Below are 19,129 nucleotides of genomic sequence, written 5' to 3'. Positions count from 1 at the left end.
GCATGCGAGAGGTCGACACGAATGAAGACGAAAGGCGCGATCCTGTGGGGGACCGACCAGCAGTGGTCGGTCGAGGAGATCGAGGTCGGCGATCCGGTATCCGGCGAGGTGCAGATCCGGATGGAAACCGCCGGTATGTGCCACTCGGACCACCACATCGTGACCGGCGCGACGCCGATGCCCGCATTCCCGGTCATGGGCGGCCACGAGGGCGCGGGCGTGATCACCAAGCTCGGGCCGAACTGCCCCGCTGATCTGCAGGTCGGCGATCACGTGATCCTGTCGTTCATCCCGGCCTGCGGTCGCTGTCCGGCGTGTGTGAGCGGCAATATGGCGCTGTGCGATCTGGGCGCGGGCCTGCTGATGGGGCAGGCCATCAGCGACGGCACCTACCGGATCCAGGCGCGCGGTGAGAATGTCATCCCGATGTGCCTGCTGGGCACCTTCGCGCCGTATATGACGGTGCACCACACCTCGGTGGTCAAGATCGACCCGAGCATTCCGTTCGAGGTCGCCTGCCTCGTCGGCTGCGGCGTCCCCACCGGCTTCGGTTCTTCCACCCACGTCGCCCAGGTCGCGCCCGGCGAGACCGTGGTGATCGCGGGTATCGGCGGCGTCGGCATGAGCGCACTGCAGGGCGCGGTGCTCTCCGGCGCGTCCAAAGTCGTTGCCATCGACCCGAACCCGTGGAAGCGCGAGCAGGCGCAGAAGTTCGGCGCGACGCACACCTACGAGAGCATGGCCGCCGCGATCATGCCGCTGATGGAGGCCACCGAGGGCCGGATGGCGCAGAAGGTCATCCTCACCATGGGCGAGATGCACGGCGAATACATCGAAGAGGGCCTCATCCTCACCGCCAAGGCCGGCACCCTGGTCGTCACCTCCATGGGCCGCATGGACGAGAACGACGTCAAGCTGAACAGCTTCCTGCTGTCGATGCTGCAGAAGACCGTCAAGGGTTGCATCTTCGGCGGTGGCAATGCCCGCCAGGACGCGCCGCACCTGCTGTCGCTGTACAAGTCCGGCCAGCTGAACCTCGACGATATGGTGACCCGTCAGTACTCCCTGGAGCAGATCAACGAGGGCTACCAGGACATGTTGGACGGCAAGAACATTCGCGGCATCATCAAGTACACCGAGGCCGACTGGTAAATCGCCGCGTCACCGCTCGGCGAGCTACGGAACCAGCACGCCGAGCGGAGATTCGGTCAGACGGGACAGCGGAGCAGGGCGTTGCGGAGGTTGCGGCTGCGGACGTCGTCGAGGACGGCGAGGCCGAGGCGGTTCATCGAGTAGCCGAAGCCGAGACCGGTTGCCGGATCGGCGAATCCGAAGGAGCCGCCGAGGCCCGTGGTGCCGTAGGCGCGTTTATCCGAGCCGAAGCTGAACGAGCCGCGTGATTTGCGGAAGCCCAGGTGATAGCGAGACTTGGTGTGCAACACCAGATCGTCGGCGGGCACATCATCCGCGGCCGCGGCGGCGAGCCGATCGAGCACCGCGTCCTCGATCGGCAGCGCACCGGTGCGACCCGCCGCCGCGCCGTATGTCTTGGCCAGCGACCTGGCATTGCCGACACCGTTGGAACCCGGCATCTCCAACTCGAGCAGTTCGCGCCTGCTCGCCCGCACCGGCGCGCCGATGCGCGGATTGGTCAGTGCCGCATGGGAAAGTCCGCGCTTGGCGAAGATCTCCGCACCGATGCGCACCGGAATATCGCGCTCGTAGCGCAGGATGTCCACGCCCTCGGTGGCGGCCAGGGTCGCGATCCGTTCCATGCTCTGTTCGGCGGGCAGGCCGATGAAGAAGTCCAGGTCGAGCGGTTTCGCGATTTCCTCGGCGAAGATCCGCCCGAGTGTGCGGTGTTCCGGATCGGTGCGGCGCACGAGTTCGCCTTGGTACAAGCCCAGGGTAATGGCGTGATAGCCGTGTCGCGTGCCCGGCCGCCACGCGGGCCGCTGCGCCGCGAGAATCGTTGCGAGACCGTCGAGATCGGCGATCTGCCGCAGCCGCACCACGGTATCGAGTCCGGAAAGTCCGGCCTGATGGTCGATCAGCTGACGCACCGTGACCGTGCCCTTGCCCTGCGCGGCGAACTCCGGCCAGTACTTCGCGACCGGCTCGTCGTAGTCGAGCAGCCCCTTCGACACCATCGTGGCGACCACGAACGCGGCCATACCCTTGGTCGAGGAGAAGACCGGGACGATCGTGTCGCGCTCCCACGGCAGGGTCCGGCGGCGGTCGCGATGACCCGCCCACAGGTCGACCACCGGGCGATCGCCCGCATAAACGGCCACGGCAGCGCCGATTTCGCCGTGCCGGGCGAAGTTGCGGCGGAAGGCGTCGGCAACGGGGCCGAAACCGGCCGCCACATCGCCGTGGATGGTGGGTTCGCTCATGATCGGTTGATGGTACCGGCGGTACCGACTTTCCCGTGCAGACGGTGCGGACACGCCGGGAACGGGCGTCTCGTACGCTCATTTCGTGCGTGCATTCGAGCAGATCAAGGACTGGCCGGTTCGGCATGTGGCGGCGGGCGTCGTCACCCGCGACGGTGCGCGGACGGCGGGTGATACCGAGCGCGTGTTCCCGCTCGCCTCGGTGACCAAGCCGCTGGTCGCCTACGCGGTGCTCGTCGCGGTGGAGGAGGGTGCGATCGAACTCGATCAACCCGCGGGTCCGCCGGGAGCTACCGTCCGGCATCTGCTCGCGCACACTTCCGGCATCGCCTTCGATACCACCGAGGTGATCGCCGCGCCCGGGACGCGGCGCATCTACTCCAGCGCCGGATTCGAAATTCTCGCGGCCTTCGTCGCGGAGCAGACCGGGATCGCGTTCCCGGAGTACTTGCGTGAGGCCGTATTCGAGCCACTCGGCATGACGGCGTCCGTGCTGGCCGGTCCGGCCGGACATGCGGGCCGGTCCACTGCGGCGGATCTGGTGCGCTTCGGTGCGGAACTGCTGGATCCCCAGCTGATTTCGGCGCAGACCCACGCCGAGGCGACCACGGTCGCGTTTGCCGGACTCAATGGTGTGCTGCCGGGTTACGGATCGCAGCGTCCCAACGACTGGGGACTCGGATTCGAGATTCGCGACGGGAAATCACCGCACTGGACCGGCGGATCGAATTCCGCAGGTACCTATGGCCATTTCGGGCAGTCCGGCACATTTCTGTGGGTCGATCCCGAATTAGGGGTGGCGAGTATCGCTTTGAGCGACGAGAATTTCGGCGACTGGGCACGGGAGGCATGGCCCGTCTTTTCCGATGCGGTGATCGCCGAGGTGATCCTCGCTCGGAACTCGGTTGCGAAGTAACAGGTCGGACACGCCTCCGAAGTAACATGTGTAACTCGGGGCACTCCAGTACACTCGGGCAACGCCAGTACGACGGATCGTTGGGGAAGACGTTTCTCGTCGAAGCTGGAGGTGTCAGTGGTGCGCGCATCGAGTCAGTTCGCGGACGCGACGGTGGGTGTGGTCTATATCCACTCATCGCCGGCTGCGCTGTGCCCGCATATCGAATGGGCACTCACCTCGGCGCTCGGCTCACCCGCGAAATTGCGCTGGACCGCGCAACCCGCCGACGGGCAGCTGCGTGCGACCACCGACTGGATCGGTCCGGTCGGCACCGCATCCCGAATTGCCCAATCCTTGCGGTCCTGGCCGGTTCTGCGCTTCGAGGTCACCGAGGACCCCAGCGACGGCGTCGACGGTGAGCGCTACAGCTTCGTGCCCACCCTCGGCCTCTGGCACGGCTCCACCTCCGCCAACGGCGATGTCACCATCGGTGAAATGCGTCTGCGCGCCATGCTGCAGGCCAACAATGAACTCGGCAACTACACCGGCTATGACCTGGCAACCGAACTCGACCGCGCGCTGGGCACCGCGTGGGACGAAGATCTCGAGATCTACCGCTACGGCACCGAATCGGGCGCCGAGGTGACCTGGCTGCGCCGCGACGTCGGCTGATCGCGCACATGCGGTTGGAGTGCGCAACGACCCTCTCTGCCAACAACTCTCGGCGCAATCAGGTTCGTAGGCCGACACGAAGAGGGCCCCGAGCTCACGGTGCTGAGCCCGGGGCCTTCGGCATATCGTCAGCCCTGCTGACGGTTGAACTCGCCGTCCTTCGCACCTACGACGAAGGCATCCCATTCGCCGGGAGCGAAGACGAGTGCCGGGCCGGTGGGGTTCTTCGAGTCGCGAACACCAATGTTTCCGCTCTCGAGGAATGCGACCTCAACGCAATCTTTGCCCCCACCACTGCGGCTGCTCTTGAACCACTTGGCCCCGGACAGATCAACGTTCACGCGCGTACTCCCTTGCTACCTGGCGAAGCAGGCTCTTGCTGTTGGCGACATCCAGTGTCGTTCGCTGGATAGCCTCGTAGGCACGACGATACCGGTCGAGATCCTTTACCCGCTCGAGGTACATGTCTCCGGCGTACGACTCGACGTAGACGACACTCGGGGCGTTCGGCCGCCCCTTACCGTCGTACCCGAAGTCCAGGATGGTGAATGGACCAGGCGCGATGCCGAGTGGGAATCCCGCCGTGAATCGTTGCAGGCGCACTGTCACGTTGGCGGGCATGTCCGCGAGGTGCTGTAGCTGTTCGGCCATGACGGCTGGCCCGCCGACCACGTATCGCAGACAGGCCTCATTGAAGATCACTTCAACTCTGGCCGGTCGGGTCTTGCGTGTGATCAAGGCTTGTCGCTTGGTCCTCAGTTCGATGCGGCGGTCGAGTTCTTCGGTGGTGATGCCGGGGAAGAAGTTTCGATCCAGCGCCCGGGCGTAGTCCGGCGTCTGGAACAGCCCCGAGATCACGTCTGGCCGGTAGCAGCCCATCTGTTGGGCGCTCGACTCCAGGCCGACGTACAGGTCGAAATTTCCGGGAATGAGGTCGTCGAAGGCGTGCCACCAGCTCTTGACCGATGCCTGCATGGCCAGGCCCTTGAGGGCGGCGGTCATATCGGCGTCCATATCGTAGATGCGGCAGAGCGCTTCCACGTCGAGTTCGCGGACCTTCGGCGATTGGCCCTTCTCCACGCGTTGCAGCTTGCTCGTGGACCACTGCATCATCGGCGCGACCTGCTCGAGAGTCATGTTCGCCGCCGAGCGCGCATCACGGAGGTATTGCCCAAGCTGACGCCTCGGCAGGGTGGTGTCGTTGTCTTCAGTCACGCTCCCTCACTTCTCATTACGCCCGTGGGGGCTTGTCGTCATGGGAAAAGTCTGGGACATCGGCGGCAAAAGCTCTGGCACTTTGAGAAAAATACTCATGAAAACCCATGGCGGGCTTGCTGGGAGGGATAGCGCGGTGTGTTCTTGAACTGCGCCCGAAGAGAGGTCTCTGCTCTCGAGGAGGTTCAGGGGTCGGGTGCGCTCAAGCCAATCCAACGCAAGCAGAGGTCTAAAACGTATGGACCACATAGCTTTTGGCGACACACCGGTTTCCCGCTGCCACTTCTACCGGCGGGTGTGCGACCTACCTGCCACGATCGACCCACCCAATCTTGGGCGAATCATTATGAAAGCCGAGCATGTTTGGGCGCTCATCATGCCCGGGCATCTCGGTCAGGCGGTCAAATCGCTTATAGAACAACAGGATTCGGAAATCGGACCGATTCTGTCGCACCCACGCTCGGGTCGGTGGACATACCTCGTGCGCCCGGACATCCCTGATGACGTGCGCCTTTTCGCGGAGATGTTCCGCCTCGACGTCTCCGTCGTGCGCACCGGCGGCACTATCGCCCTTCCATCACCCACAAATCAATGTGCCGAGTTCCGGCGCTGGGTAGAACCACCACGATGCACATTCCGCCCCTCCGGCCTCGTCATCGTCGACGCGATCCGCGCGTGCACAGGTCAGCCGAAGCGACGAAGGGCCGCGAATGCCTGAGTGCACGTGTGGGCCATGGATCAAGGTATCCCTTTGCGGCGCGGCGATATTCAGTGCCAGCACCGGGAAGTTGGTGTCGGTGGCATGCCCGTCGAGACTGTGCGCGGGCATGGTCGCGATTGTCGATGACCGCATCGCCGATCACACGCCGATCATGCCGAACCCACAGCCGTGCCCGTGGGTTGGTGTGCGGGTCGCCGACGACCGCGGCGATTTCGAGACCCGCCGCATCGGAGTCGTGCGCCATGAGTGAGGTTGAACGGCAACGTGAGTCTGAGATAGCGCCGTCGGTGTTGGCGTTGCTCGCGGTCTTCCATGAGCACACGCTGGAAAAGTTGGCGCTCGCCCCGGTCGATAGCGTCCTGCTCCGCCACGCCGCCGACGGAATCACCGAGATCGATGAGGACGGTTGCCGCGCCGAGTACGACGACAACGACGAAGAGGATGCAATAGAAGTCCTGCCGATCAGTGTCATTGATACCGAGAACCGATGAGCGCGAATGTATCTCCGCGCCCGTCAGAGCCGGATGTGCATCTGAGTGTCTTCCTGCACGGCGCCCGCTTCGACTTCACCGCCTGCCTGACCGCCGCATTGATCTTCGTGCGCGAGCACCAAGCGCAGCATTACGTCGATGCCGTCACCATCGATCTCGGCGCCACCAGCCGCTACCCTCGCCTTCCGTGCGAGCGCCTCTACCTGGACCCGTGACCGGGGCGACCAAATAGGGGGCGTGTGGGAGCATCGCGCGAGAATGTGCTGGTGGAGGGGTGCTCTCGCTGTTCGCCGCCACCGATACATTCTCGGCTGCTGCGCTATCTCTTTTGGGGATCCTTGGTTGCGGGCAGCGATTCGAGCGGGTGTGTGTCGGGATGGTGCGGAATGCGCCTCAGCCGATCAGGTGCTCGAGTGCGAGTTGTTGCAGTCGGACGAAACCGAAGTCTCGTTCGGCTGCTTTGTCCGGGTCGAAACCTTCGTCGTCGCGCAGGAATGACTCGATCGATTCGCTGGCGTCGAGGGTGGGTTGCGCCAGGTCGAGGACGCCGGAGTAGGCCATCGCCTCCTGGACGCGGGGATCGGCGCGGAAGGCCCGTGCCTTGTCCGCCAGCATCAGGTAGGTCGCCATACAGGCCTTGGCTGATTCCCATACGCCGGTCAGATGTTCGGTGCGTGAGGGCTTGTAGTCGAAGTGCCGGGGTCCGGTGTAACGCGGGGCGTCCGGATAGCCGGGGAAACCATTTTCGAGCAGGTCGACGGTGAAGAATGCGGAGACCAGATCGCCGTGTCCGAAGACCAGGTCCTGGTCGTATTTGAGACCGCGCTGGCCATTGAGGTCGATGTGGAACAGTTTGCCGCTCCACAATGCCTGGCCCAGGGCGTGCGTGTAGTTGAGGTTGGCCATTTGTTCGTGGCCGGTTTCCGGATTGAGGCCGACGATATCGCCGTGCTCCAATTCGGCGATCAGGGCGAGTGCGTGCCCGACGGTGGGCAGGAAGATATCGCCGCGTGGCTCGTTGGGCTTGGGCTCCAATGCGATTCGCAGGTCATAACCCCGTGACTTGATGTATCCGGCGACCGTATCCAAACCCTCTTTGTAGCGCTCGAACGCGGCGAACACGTCCTTGGATCCGTCGTACTCACTGCCCTCGCGGCCGCCCCACATCACGAAGGTGGTGGCGCCGACCTGCGCGGCCAGATCCACCGCGCGCAGGATTTTGCGCAGACCGAAGCGGCGGATCGAGCGGTCGTTGGCGGTCAGCCCGCCGTCCTTGAAGACCGGATGGGTGAAGGTGTTGGTCGTGACCATCTCGATGGTGAGACCGCAGCGATCGGTCGCTGCTTTGAGTCGGGCGAGGTTGCGCTCCTTGGTGGCGTCGTCGGCATCGAACGGGAATACATCGTTGTCGTGGAAGGTGATTCCCCAGACGCCGAGTTCGGCCAGGCGTTCGGCGTACTCCCACGGTGCGAGCGCCGGTCGGGTCGGCAGGCCGAACGGGTCGGTACCCGTCCAACCGACCGTCCACAGGCCGAAGGAGAACTTGTCGTCAGTGGTGGGTTGACGGGTCACGCGATGCCTCCAGGTGTGTTTACGACGGGCCCCAGCTTCCGGTGTACCCCTCGGCGAAGTACGCCGCGCCGCGTACGGATTCGGTGAGCATCGCGAGTTCACCACGTTGGCGTTCGAGATCGAAGGGGGAAGCGCCGTCGATCGAGTGCAGCAGGGTCGTCGCCCAGTAGGAGAAATGCTGAGCCTTCCACACTCGATCGAGTGCGCGGTCGGTATAGCGACGCAGCGATTCGTCGGTGCCCCGGGCGAAGTATTCATCGATGACCTCGTGCAGCACGCGCACATCCGCGAGCGCGAGATTCAACCCCTTCGCGCCGGTCGGCGGGACGGTGTGGGCGGCATCGCCTGCCAGCAGGAGTCTGCCGTGACGCATCGGCGCGGTGACGAACGAGCGGAACGGCAGCACCGTCTTTCCGCTGATCGGGCCCTCTTGCAGTGCGAAACCATTGCCGTTGACGCGGCGGCGCATTTCGGCCCAGATTCGTTCGTCGTCCCAGTCTTCGGGGCGTTCGGTGGGCGCGCATTGGAAATACATCCGCTGCATTCTCGACGTGCGCTGGCTGACCAGGGCGAAGCCGTGTTCGGAGCGCGCGTAGATCAGTTCCGGATGCGACTGCGGCGCCTCGGCGAGGAAGCCGAACCAGGCGAAGGGATATTCGCGGAACCATTCGGTGCGCAGGCCATCCGGAAAGGCGTGACGGCAGATCGAACGTGAACCGTCGGCCCCGACGATCAGATCGGCCGCCAGCTGGGCCGGGCGGCCGTCCGCCTCGGTGAACGTCACCATCGGAGGATCGATGCGGACCGTGGTATCCCGGACGCCATAGCGGACGTCACCGCCATCGGTCTTGCGGCGGTCGGCGAGATCGATGAACACATCGGTCTGCGGATACAGCCACACGGATTCGCCGACCAGTTCCCGGAAATCGATCCGGTGGTTGTCACCGTCGAAGCGCAGCACCACACCGTCGTGCCGGTCGCCTTCGGTGAGTACGCGATCGGAGACGCCGGAATCCACCAGCATGCGTACCGAACCCGCCTCCAGGATGCCCGCGCGAATGGTGGTCGCGATCTCCTCGTGCGTGCGGACATCGATGACGACCGAGTCGATTCCGGAGCGATGCAACAGATGTGACAGCAGCAGACCCGCCGGGCCCGCGCCGACAATGGCGACTTGCGTGCGCGTATTCCTCATAGGGCGAGCCCCTTCGAAGTGTCGAGGGTGGCGGCCGGTTCCACCGGCCGAGTGCTGAACCGGGACACCGCCGTCATCGCGAGCATGCCGACGCCCGCCACCGCGGCGAAAAAGTAGAAGCCCCACGGGTATGCGGATCCGGCGACGATGAGCCAGCCGGTAATACTCGGACCGAATATCGCGCCCAGTCGACCCACACTCGAGGTGAGGCCGAGCGCGGTAGCCCGCACCTCGGCGGGATATACCTGCGTGACATAGGCGTAGATGAGCGCCTGGGCCGAGAACACGAAGATGCCGGTGACCAGTACCAGCGCATTGAGGAGCACGGTGCTGGAGACTTTGACGCTCAACATGGCCAGCAATATGGCGGCGGCCGCAAACCAAACGAGGACAATCGGTTTCGTGCCGCGGCGGTCCGCGAGCGGACCGGCGATCAGCAGCCCGACGATCGCACCGACATTCAGCACCAGCAGCAGTGTCAACGAGGTCGACATGTTGTATCCGGCGTCACGCATCAGCTTCGGCAACCAGGTGTTGAGTCCGTAGACCAGCAGCAGGCCCATGAACGAACCAACCCACACCCCGAGTGTCGTGCGCAGATAACGCGGTGCGAGCAGCACGGTCGGGCGAACCCGTTCCGGAGCGGCCTTGGCGGCCAGATATGCCTCGGATTCGGGAAGTTCGGCCCAGATCAGCGGCAGCAGCAGGAATCCCGCGATGCCGCCGAGATAGAACAGCGGCTGCCAGTGCGGAACGAGCTGTAGCGCGAGCAGCGAGGTGAGCACCGCGCCGACGTGATAGCCGGTCATCGTGATGGTGCCGATGAAGGCACGGCGGGTGGCGGGTACCTGCTCGGCCATGAAGGTCAGCGCCGTCGGCAGACAGGCGCCGAGGCCGATCCCGGCCAGCAGGCGGAATACGCCGAAAATGGTGATGGATCCGGCCGCGGGGACGGCCGCGGTGAATGCCGAGAACAATGCGATCGAGGCGAGCAGCACCTTGCGGCGGCCGTAGCGGTCGGCGATCGGCCCGACCATCGCGGCGCCGATGGCGACGCCGACCAGCGAGATCGTCGCGGCGAATGTCGCACGCGCCGCGGTGAATCCGATGTGGTGGTGCTCGATGAGGGTGGGGATGACGGCGCCGAGCACGACCAGGTCGTAGCCCTCGAGCAGGACGATGAGCCAGCACAGCACGGCGGGCCACGACGACAGCTTGTTCATGATGATTCGTTTCTGCAGATTCGGACCGGTCATAGCGGGCCCTGATTGTGATGGCTCTCACGCTAGAATGACCGCCAATCAGAAATCCAATTGATATTTTTCTCGATCCACATAGAGGAGATCTATGGCAGCCGAGTTCGATCTGAACCTGGTGCGCACCTTCGTGCTGCTGTACGAGACCAGGAGTGTCACGGCCGCCGCGGACCTGCTCGGGGTCACCCAGCCGACGGTCAGCTACGGGCTCGGCAAGCTGCGGCGGCGTCTGCGCGACGAACTGTTCGTGCGCGGCCCGGGTGGACTGGTACCGAGCGCGGAGGCCGAGCGGCTGTATCCGCCGCTGCGCGCGGCTATCGTGGGAGTCGATGAAACACTCGGCGCCGCAACCGAATTCGATCCGAATCGACCGGCACGGTTTACGCTCGGGCTCTCCGATCTCGGCGAGGTGACGGTGCTGCCGCTGGTGCTCGCGGAACTCGCGGTACGGGCGCCACAGGTGACCCTGCAGGTCGAGGCGTTCGATGTCGATACCGCGACCGATCGGCTGGCCCGCGGCGAGGTCGACGCGATGGTCGCCAGTCCGATCCTGGATTCACCTCGGCTGACTCGGACGCCGCTGTTCAGTGAGGGCTATGCCGGGCTGGTCGCGGCGCGCCACCCTCGGCTGCGCGGTGACGAGCCCACCCAAGCCGAACTGGATCGTGAGCGGCATATCGTCGTCGAGGGCGTGACGGGCCACCCCGGTCCGCGCAAGGCGCTGCGCGAGCACCATCTCGAAGACCGCGTCGCGGTGCGCGTCACCCGATTCGCCACCCTGCCCTATGTGGTGCAGGACAGTGAGCTGGTCGCGATCGTGCCCGAACGGGTGGCGCACGCTTTGGCGCGCACGCATCCCGTGCGTGTATTCACCCTTCCGTGGCCCATCGAGCCGGTGGAGGTGGCGGCCTATACCCGGCGCGCTCCTGGCAGGGCGGCCCAGGGTTGGTTTCTGGAGGTGGTTCGGGCGGCGCTGGAGAATCTGCCGTCGGTCAGCCCAGCCGCGTAATCGGTTTCGCGGCGGTGAGATCCGCTTCGATTCGGTGCGCGGCCGTCTGCAGCCGCGGAATCAGTTCGGCCCGAATGGATTCGATGCTGCGGCGGGAGGCGTGCGTCGAAATATTGATCGCGGCGATCACGCCCGATCGATCGCGGATGGGGGCCGCGACCGAGCGCAGACCTTCCTCCAATTCCTGGTCGACGATGGAAAAGCCCTGTGCGCGAACCGTTTCCAAGGCTGCGCGCAAGGCGTCCTGATCGGTGATGGTATTGGCGGTCAGCCGGGCCAGTGGCGTGCGCGCCAGATAGGCATCGAGTTCGGCAGCCGGGAGTCCGGCCAGCAGGACATGGCCCATGGAGGTGGCGTAAGCGGGGAAACGGGTGCCGATATTGATGCTGACGGTCATGATCCGGGATGCGGCGACCCGGGCGACGTACACCACATCCGGACCATCGAGCACCGATACCGAGCTGGATTCGTGCACGTCGGCGCAGAGCTGTTCGAGGTGCGGCTGCGCCACCTCGGACAGGCTCATGCTGGACAGGTACGAATAGCCCAGTTCCAGCACCTTCGCGGTGAGCGAGAAGCGTTTGCCGCCGGTTCGGACGTAGCCGAGATCGGCGAGGGTCAACAGGAACCGGCGTGCGGCGGCGCGGGTGAGTCCGGTCAGGCGCGCGACATCGGAGAGCGTCAGCTGCGGGTTCTCGGCATCGAATGCCTTGATGACCGCGAGGCCGCGTTCGAGCGACTGCACATAGTGGGTGCCGCGCCGGTCGTCGTCGTCGCTACCGCCGGTCGTCATCGTCGTCCTCCTCGACAGGGTGCTACAGGGCGGTATCGTCCCCGAGTTCGGCCAGCACCTGCTGCCCGATCGCGAAGGCGGCATTGGCCGCGGGCACGCCCGCGTAGGCGCCGGTGTGCAGCAGTACTTCGGCGATCTCGGCGGCGGTGAGACCGTTGGTGATCGCGGCGCGGACATGCATCGCGATCTCCTCGTGCCGCCCGAGGGCGGTGAGCACCGCAAGGGTAACGCAGCTGCGAGTGCGCCGGTCCAGGCCCTCGCGGGTCCAGATCGAGCCCCAGACCGACTCGGTGATGTACTCCTGGAACGGTCTGGTGAATTCGGTGGTCCTGGCGACGGCGCGATCGACGTGATCGTCGCCGAGCACTTCACGCCGGACCGCCATGCCGCTGTCGGCTCGTTCGTTCACGAGTCCTCCTTCAGGTGAGCGAGAATCAGATCGTTGACCGCCTCCGATGCCTCGGCGCTGGCCAGATGTGCACCGGGGCCGACGATTTCGAGGCGCGCGTGCGGGACCGTGCGCGCGATGCGCTGTCCGTGCTCCGGTGGAATGGCCGGATCCTGGGCACCGGCGATCACAAGTGTGGGTGCGGTGATCGATGACAGCCGGTCCGCGATATCCATCGTTTCGATTGCCGCGCAACAGGATGCGTAGCCGTCGGAGTCGGTGGCCGCGACCATTTCCTCGAAATAACGGGTGCGCTCCGGATGGTCCACGCGCCACTCCGGGGTAAACCAGCGTTGAACGACTGCGTGTGAAATCGACTGTGTTCCTTCGGCTCTGACCAGTGCCGCCCGTTCGGCCCAGCCGCTGGGCGGGCCCAGTTCGGCGGAAGTGCAGCACAGGGTGAGCGTGCGCAGCCGGTCCGGTACGTGCTCGCCGAGCCACATGCCGACCATGCCGCCGAGGGAGAGTCCGACGAAATGCGCTCGCCCGACCCCGAATCGGTCGAGCAACCCGATCACATCGGAGCCCAGGTCCGTCAGCGTGTACGGGTCAGGGGGTACCGGGGATGCACCATGTCCGCGGTGGTCGTAGCGCAATACCCGATATCCGGCGGCGGTCAGCGCGTTGACCTGCGGATCCCACATCCGCAGGTCGCTGCCCAGTGATCCGCTCAGTACGACGGGTTCGCCGTCATCGGGACCGTCCACGGCGCAGTTCACTTCAACGGCGCTCACGACTGCGCCTGCCGAATCGGTTTCCTGTCATCGAGTGATCCGCTCAGTAGGACGGGTTCGTGGTCGTCGGGATCATCCACGGCGCAGTTCATCTCGACGGCGCTCATGACCGCGCCTGCCGAATCCGCAGGCTGCCACTGGGCGTCAGCACGACCGGTTCGTAGTCATCGGGACCATTCTGGAGGCAGTTCACCTCGACGGCACCTACGACTGCGCCTGCCGAATCAGTAAGCCGCCACAGCGATCTGCGCGTGATTGGTTCCGTGTGGGGACCGTCCGGGATGCGGCGCATCTCTACCTCGCTCATGACTCCGCCTCGCTGGCGCTTGGCTTTCGGGTGGCCCAGACGACGAATGATCGTTCGCTCATGATCTGTCCCGCCAGTCGTCGAGTGCTCGTTCGATGAACTTGCGTGTCGATCCGAGGTATCGCGCCGGATCGAGCAGTCTTTCGATCTGTTCGCGTTCCAGATACTTCCCGACCACCGGATCGGCGGCCAGCAGATCGGCGAGTGGGTCTGCACCGGCGAGAGCGGCCTGGCAGCACTGCGCGACGGCATCGCCCGCGGTATGCCTGCCGACCTCCCCGTTGGATGTCGAAACCAACTCGGCCACCACGTTTTCCGCGAGTGCGAGGCCGCCGGTGAGTTCGAGGTTGGCGCGCATGCGCTGTGGATCGACTCGAAGTCGCTCCAGGCTGATGCGCAGCCAATGCACTGCGGAACCGGAGGTCCGCAGCAATTCGACATACGGTCGCCATTCCGCATGCCACGAGCCTGCCGCGCGCTGATGTTCGTGAGCGGCCGCGCCGAGCAGTGCGGCAACCAAACCCGGTGCCTGCCCGGCAGATCCGGCGGCAAGCACGGCGGCGACCGGATTGCGTTTGTGCGGCATGGTCGAGGAGCCGCCCGTACCCGCCGGGCCCTCCTCGTGGACTTCCGCGACCTCGGTCTGCGCCAGCAGGGTGATATCGCGGGCGATCTTGGCCACCGCCGCACAGGTCTGACCGAGCGCTCCGGCGATCTCGGCGATGCGGCCGCGCTCGGTATGCCACGGCAGGGCCGGTTCGGCCAATCCGAGCTGCCGCGCGAGTCCGCTCAGGACGGCAATCCCGTTGTCGCCCAAGGAAGCCAGTGTGCCGACCGCCCCGCCGAACTGCACCGCCAAGCGGTGGCGCCGGATGTCGTCGAGCCGGTCCCGCGCCGCGGCGATACCGCCGAGCCAGCCCGCCGCGGTGAGGCCGAAGGTGACCGGCGGCCCCTGCTGGAGCAGGCTGCGCCCGGCCAGCACGGTATCGGCGTGGAGTCCGGCGAGATGCGCCAGCTGGGCCGCGCATGCGCGCAAGTCGTCATCGAGCACCGTCAGCGCCCGGTGCGTGACCAGCATGGCGGCGGTATCGCCCACGTCCTGGCTGGTCGCGCCGAGGTGCACATATCCGGCCGCATCGCCCGCGACGCGTGCGGTGAGTGCACGCACCAGCGGCCCGGCCGGATTGCCGATGCGGACCGCCTGCGCGCCGAGCTCAGCGATGTCGTAATCATCTGCGATGCAACAGCTTTGGATTGCCGCAGCGGCCTCGGGTGGAACGACCCCGGCCGCGGCCGAGGCGGCCGCCAGCGCGCCTTCGAAGTCGAGCATGGCCTGCACCCATGCCCGGTCGCCGACCCGCGCCGCGACCGGACCGGCCGCGAGCACAGCGTCGAACAACCTGTCAGACATCGAAGAACACCGTCTCGCGCTCACCTTGGAGGTACACGTCGAAAACATAGCCATCGGGACCGTCGGCGGCGATCAACGTGCCACGACGCTCCGGCGGCACCGTGGCCAGCACCGGATCGGTCGCGTGCTGATCGGCGTGCTCGGGGAAATAGATGCGGGTGACCACTCGATGCAGCAGACCACGGGCGAACACCGATACATCGATATGCGGGGCCTGCCCGTCACCGAGTGCGCCGGGAACGACGGTGTAGATACCGAATTCGCCGGATCGGGTGTCGCTGCGTGCGAATCCGCGGAAGTATTCGCGGACTCCGCGACCGTCGTCGGGATGCGCGATATGCCCGTCCGGGTCGGCCTGCCAGATCTCGACCATGGCGTCATCGATCGGCTCGCCGACGGCGTCGAACACCCGGCCGCGAATCCACACGGCCTCGGGTGTGCCCAGCGGTACGGCGTACGGGCCGTCGTCCCACGTCAGTCCGATGTGCAGGTAGGGGCCGACGGTTTGCGAAGGCGTGGTGGGCAGATCAGTCATCGTCCTCGTCGTCCTCGAAAGGCGTGGCGTCGCGGCCACGCAATACGATGTCGAACTCGAACGCCAGCGCCCGCTCGGGTTCGCTGCGGTCGAGATCGAAGCGGCTGATCAGCAGTGGGCGAGCGGCCTCGGGCACCGAGTTGAAGATGGGGTCCTGGGTGAACAACGGATCGTCCGGAAAATACATCTGGGTGACCAGTCGCTGGGTGAAGGCGCGCCCGAACAGCGAGAAGTGGATGTGCGCGGGCCGCCAGGCATTGTGGTGGTTGCGCCACGGATAGGCGCCGGGCTTGATCGTGGTGAACTCGTAGCGGCCCGCGCCGTCGGTGAGCGTGCGCCCGGCGCCGTCGAAGTTGGGATCGAGCGGACAGTCCCATGCGCCCCGGTCGTGGCGGTACCGGCCACCGGCATTGGCCTGCCAGATCTCGATCAGCGAGTTGGGGATCGGCTTGCCGTCACCGTCGAGCAGTCGGCCGTGCACGATGATGCGCTGCCCGAGCGGTTCCGCGCGGTGCTGCGCGGTCAGGTCGTTGTCGGTCTCGGCGAGCCGGTCCGCGCCGAGCACCGCAGCGGTGAGTTCGGTCAGCCGCTGCGGCAGCAGGACCAGCGGTTCTTTCGGATGCCGAAGGGCGGTGGACTTGTAGTCCGGGGAATCCAGCGGCGGGTGGGTGCCTGCCGGATCCTTTCTATAGCCTTGCAGCGCACTGGTTTTCATGATGTCGCCTCCAGAACAACGGCCAGCCCCTGGCCGACGCCGATACACAATGCGGCCAGTCCCCACCGGCTGCCGCTACGCCGCATTTCGCGGGCGAGTTGGTTGATGACGCGTCCACCCGACGCCCCGAGCGGGTGGCCGATCGCGATCGCACCACCGTTGACATTGACGACGCCGGGATCCAACTCCGGCCAATCGGCCAGGCAGGCAAGCGATTGCGCGGCGAAGGCCTCGTTCAATTCGACCACGCCGAGATCGCCCCAGCCGATTCCCGCACGCCGCAGGGCGATGCGCGCCGCTTCGACCGGACCGATACCGAACACATTCGGATCGACGCCAGCCGCGCCGCGTCCCGCGATCCGCGCCAAGGGGGCGCGGCCGAGCCGATCGGCCAGGGCTTCGTCACCGAGCAGCAGGGCGGAGGCGCCGTCGTTCAGTGGTGAGGCGTTTCCGGCGGTGACGGTGCCATTCGGCCGGAATGACGGTTTCAAGCCCGCCAACCGCTCGACGGTCGTTTCCGCCCGCAGCGACTCGTCGCGAGCCAGTTCGGTGCCGGGCACGGCGACGACGTGATCGTCGTAGAAGCCGCTGTCCCAGGCCTTCGCGGTGAGCTGATGGCTGCGCGCGGCGAATTCGTCCTGCGCCGCACGCTCGATTCCGTAACGGCCCGCGAGGATTTCGGTGCTCTCACCCAAGGAGACCGTCCACTGGGCGGGCATTGCCGGATTCACCAGCCGCCAGCCCAATGTGGTGGAGTGCAGTGTTTCATTGCCAGCGGGAAATCCCTTGGCAGGCTTGGGCATAACCATCGGCGCGCGGCTCATCGATTCGACGCCGCCGACGACAACCGTTGCCGCATCGCCGGTCTCGATCATCCGGGCGGCCTGCATCGCGGCGTCCATACTCGACCCGCACAGCCGGTTCACGGTCGTGCCGGGCACCGAGGTCGGCCAATCCGCCAGCAGCGCTGCCATGCGTGCCACATTGCGATTATCCTCGCCCGCCTGGTTCGCCGCCCCGAAGACGACCTCGTCCACCGTCGCGGGGTCCAGCTCGTTGCGCTCCGCGAGCGACCGCAGCACCGAAGCGGCGAGGTCATCGGGCCGGATGCCGCTCAGCGCACCGCCGTACCTGCCGAACGGGGTGCGCAGCCCGTCGTAGAGAAATGCGCTGGTCATGAGGCGGCTTTCAGTGCTCGCAGGGTGGTGAGTTCCATGGCCGTCGGCGGCTCGCCGATTTCGAGATCCGGCGCGACCCGCAGCTGCCAGCCGGTGGCATCGCGGACCCGCTCGACGGACACGCCCGGATGCACCGCGACGAGGATCAATTCGCCGGTGTCGTCGGGCCGCATCACCCCGAGGTCGGTGATCACCAGGGTCGGGCCCGCGCCGCGCAGGCCGAGTTCCGCGCGCTCGCCGACGCCGCGACCGTGCCCGAAAGAGGTGATGAAGTCGACTTTGTCGACGAAGGAGCGGCGCGACTGGCGCACGACGACGAACACCTCGCCACAGGAGGCGGCGATCTCGGGCGCGCCACCGGCTCCTGGCAGGCGGACCTCGGGATGGGTGTAGTCGCCGCCGATGACGGTGGTGTTGATATTGCCGTACTTGTCGAGCTGCGCGGCCCCGAGGAACCCGATATCGATGCGACCCGGCTGCAGCCAGTAATTGAAAATCTCCGGCACGCTGATCACGGCGTCGGCGGTCTCGGCGAGCACACCGTCACCGATGGAAGCGGGCAGCCGATCCGGCTTCGAACCCAATGTTCCGGATTCGTAGATGAGGACCAGATCGGGCGCGTGGGTATTGCGTGCGAGATTGGCGGCCGTCGACGGCAGCCCGATGCCGACGAAGCACCGTTTGCCCGCACCGAGTGCCCTGGCAGCCGCGATCGTCATCATCTCGTCGGCGGTGTATTCCGTTTCCATTGTGGCGGTGCGGGTTTCGGCGATGGTCATACTGTCTCCGTGGTGGCGGTGTACACGTTTTCGTCGAGCCAGCGGGTGAACTGGTCACGGTCTCGGCCGATCGCGTCCCAGGCCTCGTAGTAGGCGTTGTCGCGTTCGGAATAGCCCTGCGCGTAGGACGGATGCGCGCCGCCGGGCGCCTGCGCGACGGCGGTCACCGCCCATGCGGGCAGCACGATCGCGCCGGGCACCGGGGTCAGTTCGTCGACGATCTCCTCGACCGTGACCAGGCTGCGGCGGGCGGCTAGCACCGCCTCCTTCTGCACCCCGAGCAGCCCCCACAGCTGCACATTTCCGGCCCGATCGGCGCGCTGGGCGTGGATGACCGTGACATCGGGATTGATCGCCGGAACCGCGGTCAGCTGCTCACCGGTGAACGGGCAGGTGATCGGTTTGATGGTGTCGGTGACCGTCGGCAGATCGGTGCCGACGTATCCGCGCAGCACAGCGAAAGGCAATCCGGACGCCCCCGCGACATAACGATTCGCCATACCGGCGTGGCTGTGCTCTTCGATATCCAACGCCGTGGGCCAGGCATGCTGTACAGCGTCGCGGAACCGGTGCAGCGAGCCGACGCCCGGATTGCCGCCCCAGGAAAAGATCAGCTTGCGTGCGCAACCGGCCCCGATCAGCTGGTCGTAGACGATGTCCGGTGTCATCCGCACCAGCGTCAGATCCCGCCTGCGCTGGCGGATGATCTCTTGCCCGGCGGCCACCGGGATCAGATGTGTGAACCCTTCCAGCGCGACCGTATCGCCGTCGCGGACGAGTTCGCCGACCGCAGCTGCCAAGGAG

23 protein-coding genes are annotated in these 19,129 nt (G+C 65.9%); 8 read left to right on the top strand and 15 right to left on the bottom strand.

Features of this window, described 5'->3' with window-relative positions:
* Nucleotides 1–21 precede the first annotated feature (21 nt).
* Nucleotides 22–1,152, top strand: a complete 1,131-nt coding sequence (locus tag NP3_RS11855; protein ID WP_040688149.1) for an NDMA-dependent alcohol dehydrogenase — start codon at nucleotides 22–24, stop codon at nucleotides 1,150–1,152.
* A 56-nt stretch (nucleotides 1,153–1,208) separates the two neighbouring features.
* Here the strand turns inward: NP3_RS11855 and NP3_RS11850 are convergent, their stop codons facing one another.
* Complete coding sequence (locus NP3_RS11850) at nucleotides 1,209–2,396, bottom strand: serine hydrolase domain-containing protein (protein ID WP_063040611.1); 1,188 nt, start codon at nucleotides 2,394–2,396, stop codon at nucleotides 1,209–1,211.
* An 85-nt stretch (nucleotides 2,397–2,481) separates the two neighbouring features.
* Here NP3_RS11850 and NP3_RS11845 point away from each other — a divergent pair, with 85 nt between their 5' ends.
* Nucleotides 2,482–3,312, top strand: coding sequence for a serine hydrolase domain-containing protein (locus tag NP3_RS11845; RefSeq protein WP_063040610.1), 831 nt, complete (start codon nucleotides 2,482–2,484; stop codon nucleotides 3,310–3,312).
* Between the two features lie 120 nt (nucleotides 3,313–3,432).
* Nucleotides 3,433–3,966: a DUF3145 domain-containing protein gene (locus NP3_RS11840; RefSeq protein WP_063040724.1), complete on the top strand. Its 534-nt coding sequence runs from the start codon at nucleotides 3,433–3,435 to the stop codon at nucleotides 3,964–3,966.
* Nucleotides 3,967–4,094: 128 nt separating this feature from the next.
* Here NP3_RS11840 and NP3_RS11835 read toward each other — a convergent pair whose 3' ends face one another.
* The gene (locus NP3_RS11835; protein ID WP_063040608.1) at nucleotides 4,095–4,307 is read right to left on the bottom strand and encodes a DUF397 domain-containing protein; all 213 of its coding nucleotides are present in this window, start codon (nucleotides 4,305–4,307) and stop codon (nucleotides 4,095–4,097) included.
* Nucleotides 4,297–5,181 carry a helix-turn-helix domain-containing protein gene (locus NP3_RS11830; protein WP_063040606.1) on the bottom strand — a complete coding sequence of 295 codons (885 nt, stop codon included), beginning with the start codon at nucleotides 5,179–5,181 and terminating at the stop codon, nucleotides 4,297–4,299. Before NP3_RS11830 ends, NP3_RS11835 begins: the two co-directional genes overlap by 11 nt.
* 238 nt (nucleotides 5,182–5,419) lie before the next feature.
* Between NP3_RS11830 and NP3_RS11825 the strand changes: the two genes are divergently transcribed.
* The 4 genes from NP3_RS11825 to NP3_RS11815 all read left to right on the top strand — a co-directional run bounded on the left by NP3_RS11825 (nucleotide 5,420) and on the right by NP3_RS11815 (nucleotide 6,608).
* Entirely contained in the window at nucleotides 5,420–5,899 is a 480-nt protein-coding gene (locus NP3_RS11825; protein WP_063040604.1) for a hypothetical protein, read from the top strand.
* 109 nt (nucleotides 5,900–6,008) lie between these two features.
* Nucleotides 6,009–6,152 (top strand): hypothetical protein, encoded by a 144-nt coding sequence (locus NP3_RS49050; protein WP_169814485.1) that lies wholly within the window; start codon nucleotides 6,009–6,011, stop codon nucleotides 6,150–6,152.
* On the top strand, nucleotides 6,145–6,393 hold the full coding sequence (locus NP3_RS11820) for a hypothetical protein (RefSeq protein WP_063040602.1): 249 nt from the start codon (nucleotides 6,145–6,147) through the stop codon (nucleotides 6,391–6,393). Before NP3_RS49050 ends, NP3_RS11820 begins: the two co-directional genes overlap by 8 nt.
* Complete coding sequence (locus tag NP3_RS11815; RefSeq protein ID WP_063040600.1) at nucleotides 6,390–6,608, top strand: hypothetical protein; 219 nt, start codon at nucleotides 6,390–6,392, stop codon at nucleotides 6,606–6,608. Before NP3_RS11820 ends, NP3_RS11815 begins: the two co-directional genes overlap by 4 nt.
* A gap of 178 nt (nucleotides 6,609–6,786) precedes the next feature.
* Here NP3_RS11815 and xylA read toward each other — a convergent pair whose 3' ends face one another.
* Genes xylA through NP3_RS11800 form a run of 3 tightly spaced genes read right to left on the bottom strand, consistent with a single transcriptional unit; the run spans nucleotide 6,787 to nucleotide 10,383 of the window.
* Nucleotides 6,787–7,965, bottom strand: coding sequence for a xylose isomerase (gene xylA / locus NP3_RS11810; protein WP_063040598.1), 1,179 nt, complete (start codon nucleotides 7,963–7,965; stop codon nucleotides 6,787–6,789).
* Nucleotides 7,966–7,984: 19 nt separating this feature from the next.
* Nucleotides 7,985–9,160: a 4-hydroxybenzoate 3-monooxygenase gene (locus tag NP3_RS11805; RefSeq protein WP_063040596.1), complete on the bottom strand. Its 1,176-nt coding sequence runs from the start codon at nucleotides 9,158–9,160 to the stop codon at nucleotides 7,985–7,987.
* Entirely contained in the window at nucleotides 9,157–10,383 is a 1,227-nt protein-coding gene (locus NP3_RS11800; protein WP_063824748.1) for an MFS transporter, read from the bottom strand. The genes NP3_RS11805 and NP3_RS11800 overlap by 4 nt, the downstream gene beginning before the upstream one ends.
* A gap of 124 nt (nucleotides 10,384–10,507) precedes the next feature.
* Here NP3_RS11800 and NP3_RS11795 point away from each other — a divergent pair, with 124 nt between their 5' ends.
* Nucleotides 10,508–11,425: a LysR family transcriptional regulator gene (locus tag NP3_RS11795; RefSeq protein ID WP_063040592.1), complete on the top strand. Its 918-nt coding sequence runs from the start codon at nucleotides 10,508–10,510 to the stop codon at nucleotides 11,423–11,425.
* Here NP3_RS11795 and NP3_RS11790 read toward each other — a convergent pair.
* The 9 genes from NP3_RS11790 to NP3_RS11750 all read right to left on the bottom strand — a co-directional run bounded on the left by NP3_RS11790 (nucleotide 11,409) and on the right by NP3_RS11750 (nucleotide 19,125).
* The gene (locus tag NP3_RS11790; protein WP_063040589.1) at nucleotides 11,409–12,218 is read right to left on the bottom strand and encodes an IclR family transcriptional regulator domain-containing protein; all 810 of its coding nucleotides are present in this window, start codon (nucleotides 12,216–12,218) and stop codon (nucleotides 11,409–11,411) included. The two genes, NP3_RS11795 and NP3_RS11790, sit on opposite strands and share 17 nt — an antisense overlap.
* A gap of 22 nt (nucleotides 12,219–12,240) precedes the next feature.
* Complete coding sequence (gene pcaC, locus NP3_RS11785) at nucleotides 12,241–12,627, bottom strand: 4-carboxymuconolactone decarboxylase (protein WP_062992341.1); 387 nt, start codon at nucleotides 12,625–12,627, stop codon at nucleotides 12,241–12,243.
* The gene (pcaD, locus tag NP3_RS11780) at nucleotides 12,624–13,400 is read right to left on the bottom strand and encodes a 3-oxoadipate enol-lactonase (protein WP_063040587.1); all 777 of its coding nucleotides are present in this window, start codon (nucleotides 13,398–13,400) and stop codon (nucleotides 12,624–12,626) included. The genes pcaC and pcaD overlap by 4 nt, the downstream gene beginning before the upstream one ends.
* A 365-nt stretch (nucleotides 13,401–13,765) precedes the next feature.
* A complete protein-coding gene (gene pcaB, locus NP3_RS11775; protein WP_063040586.1) occupies nucleotides 13,766–15,118 on the bottom strand; it encodes a 3-carboxy-cis,cis-muconate cycloisomerase in 1,353 nt (450 codons plus the stop codon).
* Nucleotides 15,111–15,653 carry a protocatechuate 3,4-dioxygenase subunit alpha gene (gene pcaG, locus NP3_RS11770; RefSeq protein WP_063040584.1) on the bottom strand — a complete coding sequence of 181 codons (543 nt, stop codon included), beginning with the start codon at nucleotides 15,651–15,653 and terminating at the stop codon, nucleotides 15,111–15,113. The genes pcaB and pcaG overlap by 8 nt, the downstream gene beginning before the upstream one ends.
* Nucleotides 15,646–16,368: a protocatechuate 3,4-dioxygenase subunit beta gene (gene pcaH / locus NP3_RS11765; RefSeq protein WP_063040582.1), complete on the bottom strand. Its 723-nt coding sequence runs from the start codon at nucleotides 16,366–16,368 to the stop codon at nucleotides 15,646–15,648. Before pcaH ends, pcaG begins: the two co-directional genes overlap by 8 nt.
* Complete coding sequence (locus NP3_RS11760; protein WP_063040580.1) at nucleotides 16,365–17,546, bottom strand: thiolase family protein; 1,182 nt, start codon at nucleotides 17,544–17,546, stop codon at nucleotides 16,365–16,367. The genes pcaH and NP3_RS11760 overlap by 4 nt, the downstream gene beginning before the upstream one ends.
* Entirely contained in the window at nucleotides 17,543–18,325 is a 783-nt protein-coding gene (locus NP3_RS11755; RefSeq protein ID WP_063040578.1) for a CoA-transferase subunit beta, read from the bottom strand. Before NP3_RS11755 ends, NP3_RS11760 begins: the two co-directional genes overlap by 4 nt.
* Nucleotides 18,322–19,125 (bottom strand): CoA transferase subunit A, encoded by an 804-nt coding sequence (locus NP3_RS11750; RefSeq protein ID WP_245720902.1) that lies wholly within the window; start codon nucleotides 19,123–19,125, stop codon nucleotides 18,322–18,324. The genes NP3_RS11755 and NP3_RS11750 overlap by 4 nt, the downstream gene beginning before the upstream one ends.
* Between the last annotated feature and the right edge of the window lie 4 nt (nucleotides 19,126–19,129).

Source organism: Nocardia pseudovaccinii NBRC 100343 (assembly GCF_001613225.1).
GTDB classification, from domain to species: domain Bacteria; phylum Actinomycetota; class Actinomycetes; order Mycobacteriales; family Mycobacteriaceae; genus Nocardia; species Nocardia pseudovaccinii.
This window is presented reverse-complemented; position numbering and strand designations above follow the sequence as displayed.

What these genes read in the sequence shown, in the direction of transcription:
- NP3_RS11855 (WP_040688149.1), top strand. Translation starts at nt 22, where the DNA reads ATGAAGACGAAAGGCGCGATCCTGTGGGGGACCGACCAGCAGTGGTCG.
- NP3_RS11850 (WP_063040611.1), bottom strand. Translation starts at nt 2,396, where the DNA reads ATGAGCGAACCCACCATCCACGGCGATGTGGCGGCCGGTTTCGGCCCC.
- NP3_RS11825 (WP_063040604.1), top strand. Translation starts at nt 5,420, where the DNA reads ATGGACCACATAGCTTTTGGCGACACACCGGTTTCCCGCTGCCACTTC.
- NP3_RS49050 (WP_169814485.1), top strand. Translation starts at nt 6,009, where the DNA reads ATGGTCGCGATTGTCGATGACCGCATCGCCGATCACACGCCGATCATG.
- NP3_RS11820 (WP_063040602.1), top strand. Translation starts at nt 6,145, where the DNA reads ATGAGTGAGGTTGAACGGCAACGTGAGTCTGAGATAGCGCCGTCGGTG.
- NP3_RS11815 (WP_063040600.1), top strand. Translation starts at nt 6,390, where the DNA reads ATGAGCGCGAATGTATCTCCGCGCCCGTCAGAGCCGGATGTGCATCTG.
- NP3_RS11805 (WP_063040596.1), bottom strand. Translation starts at nt 9,160, where the DNA reads ATGAGGAATACGCGCACGCAAGTCGCCATTGTCGGCGCGGGCCCGGCG.
- NP3_RS11800 (WP_063824748.1), bottom strand. Translation starts at nt 10,383, where the DNA reads ATGAACAAGCTGTCGTCGTGGCCCGCCGTGCTGTGCTGGCTCATCGTC.
- NP3_RS11795 (WP_063040592.1), top strand. Translation starts at nt 10,508, where the DNA reads ATGGCAGCCGAGTTCGATCTGAACCTGGTGCGCACCTTCGTGCTGCTG.
- NP3_RS11790 (WP_063040589.1), bottom strand. Translation starts at nt 12,218, where the DNA reads ATGACGACCGGCGGTAGCGACGACGACGACCGGCGCGGCACCCACTAT.
- pcaB (WP_063040586.1), bottom strand. Translation starts at nt 15,118, where the DNA reads ATGTCTGACAGGTTGTTCGACGCTGTGCTCGCGGCCGGTCCGGTCGCG.
- pcaG (WP_063040584.1), bottom strand. Translation starts at nt 15,653, where the DNA reads ATGACTGATCTGCCCACCACGCCTTCGCAAACCGTCGGCCCCTACCTG.
- pcaH (WP_063040582.1), bottom strand. Translation starts at nt 16,368, where the DNA reads ATGAAAACCAGTGCGCTGCAAGGCTATAGAAAGGATCCGGCAGGCACC.
- NP3_RS11760 (WP_063040580.1), bottom strand. Translation starts at nt 17,546, where the DNA reads ATGACCAGCGCATTTCTCTACGACGGGCTGCGCACCCCGTTCGGCAGG.
- NP3_RS11755 (WP_063040578.1), bottom strand. Translation starts at nt 18,325, where the DNA reads ATGACCATCGCCGAAACCCGCACCGCCACAATGGAAACGGAATACACC.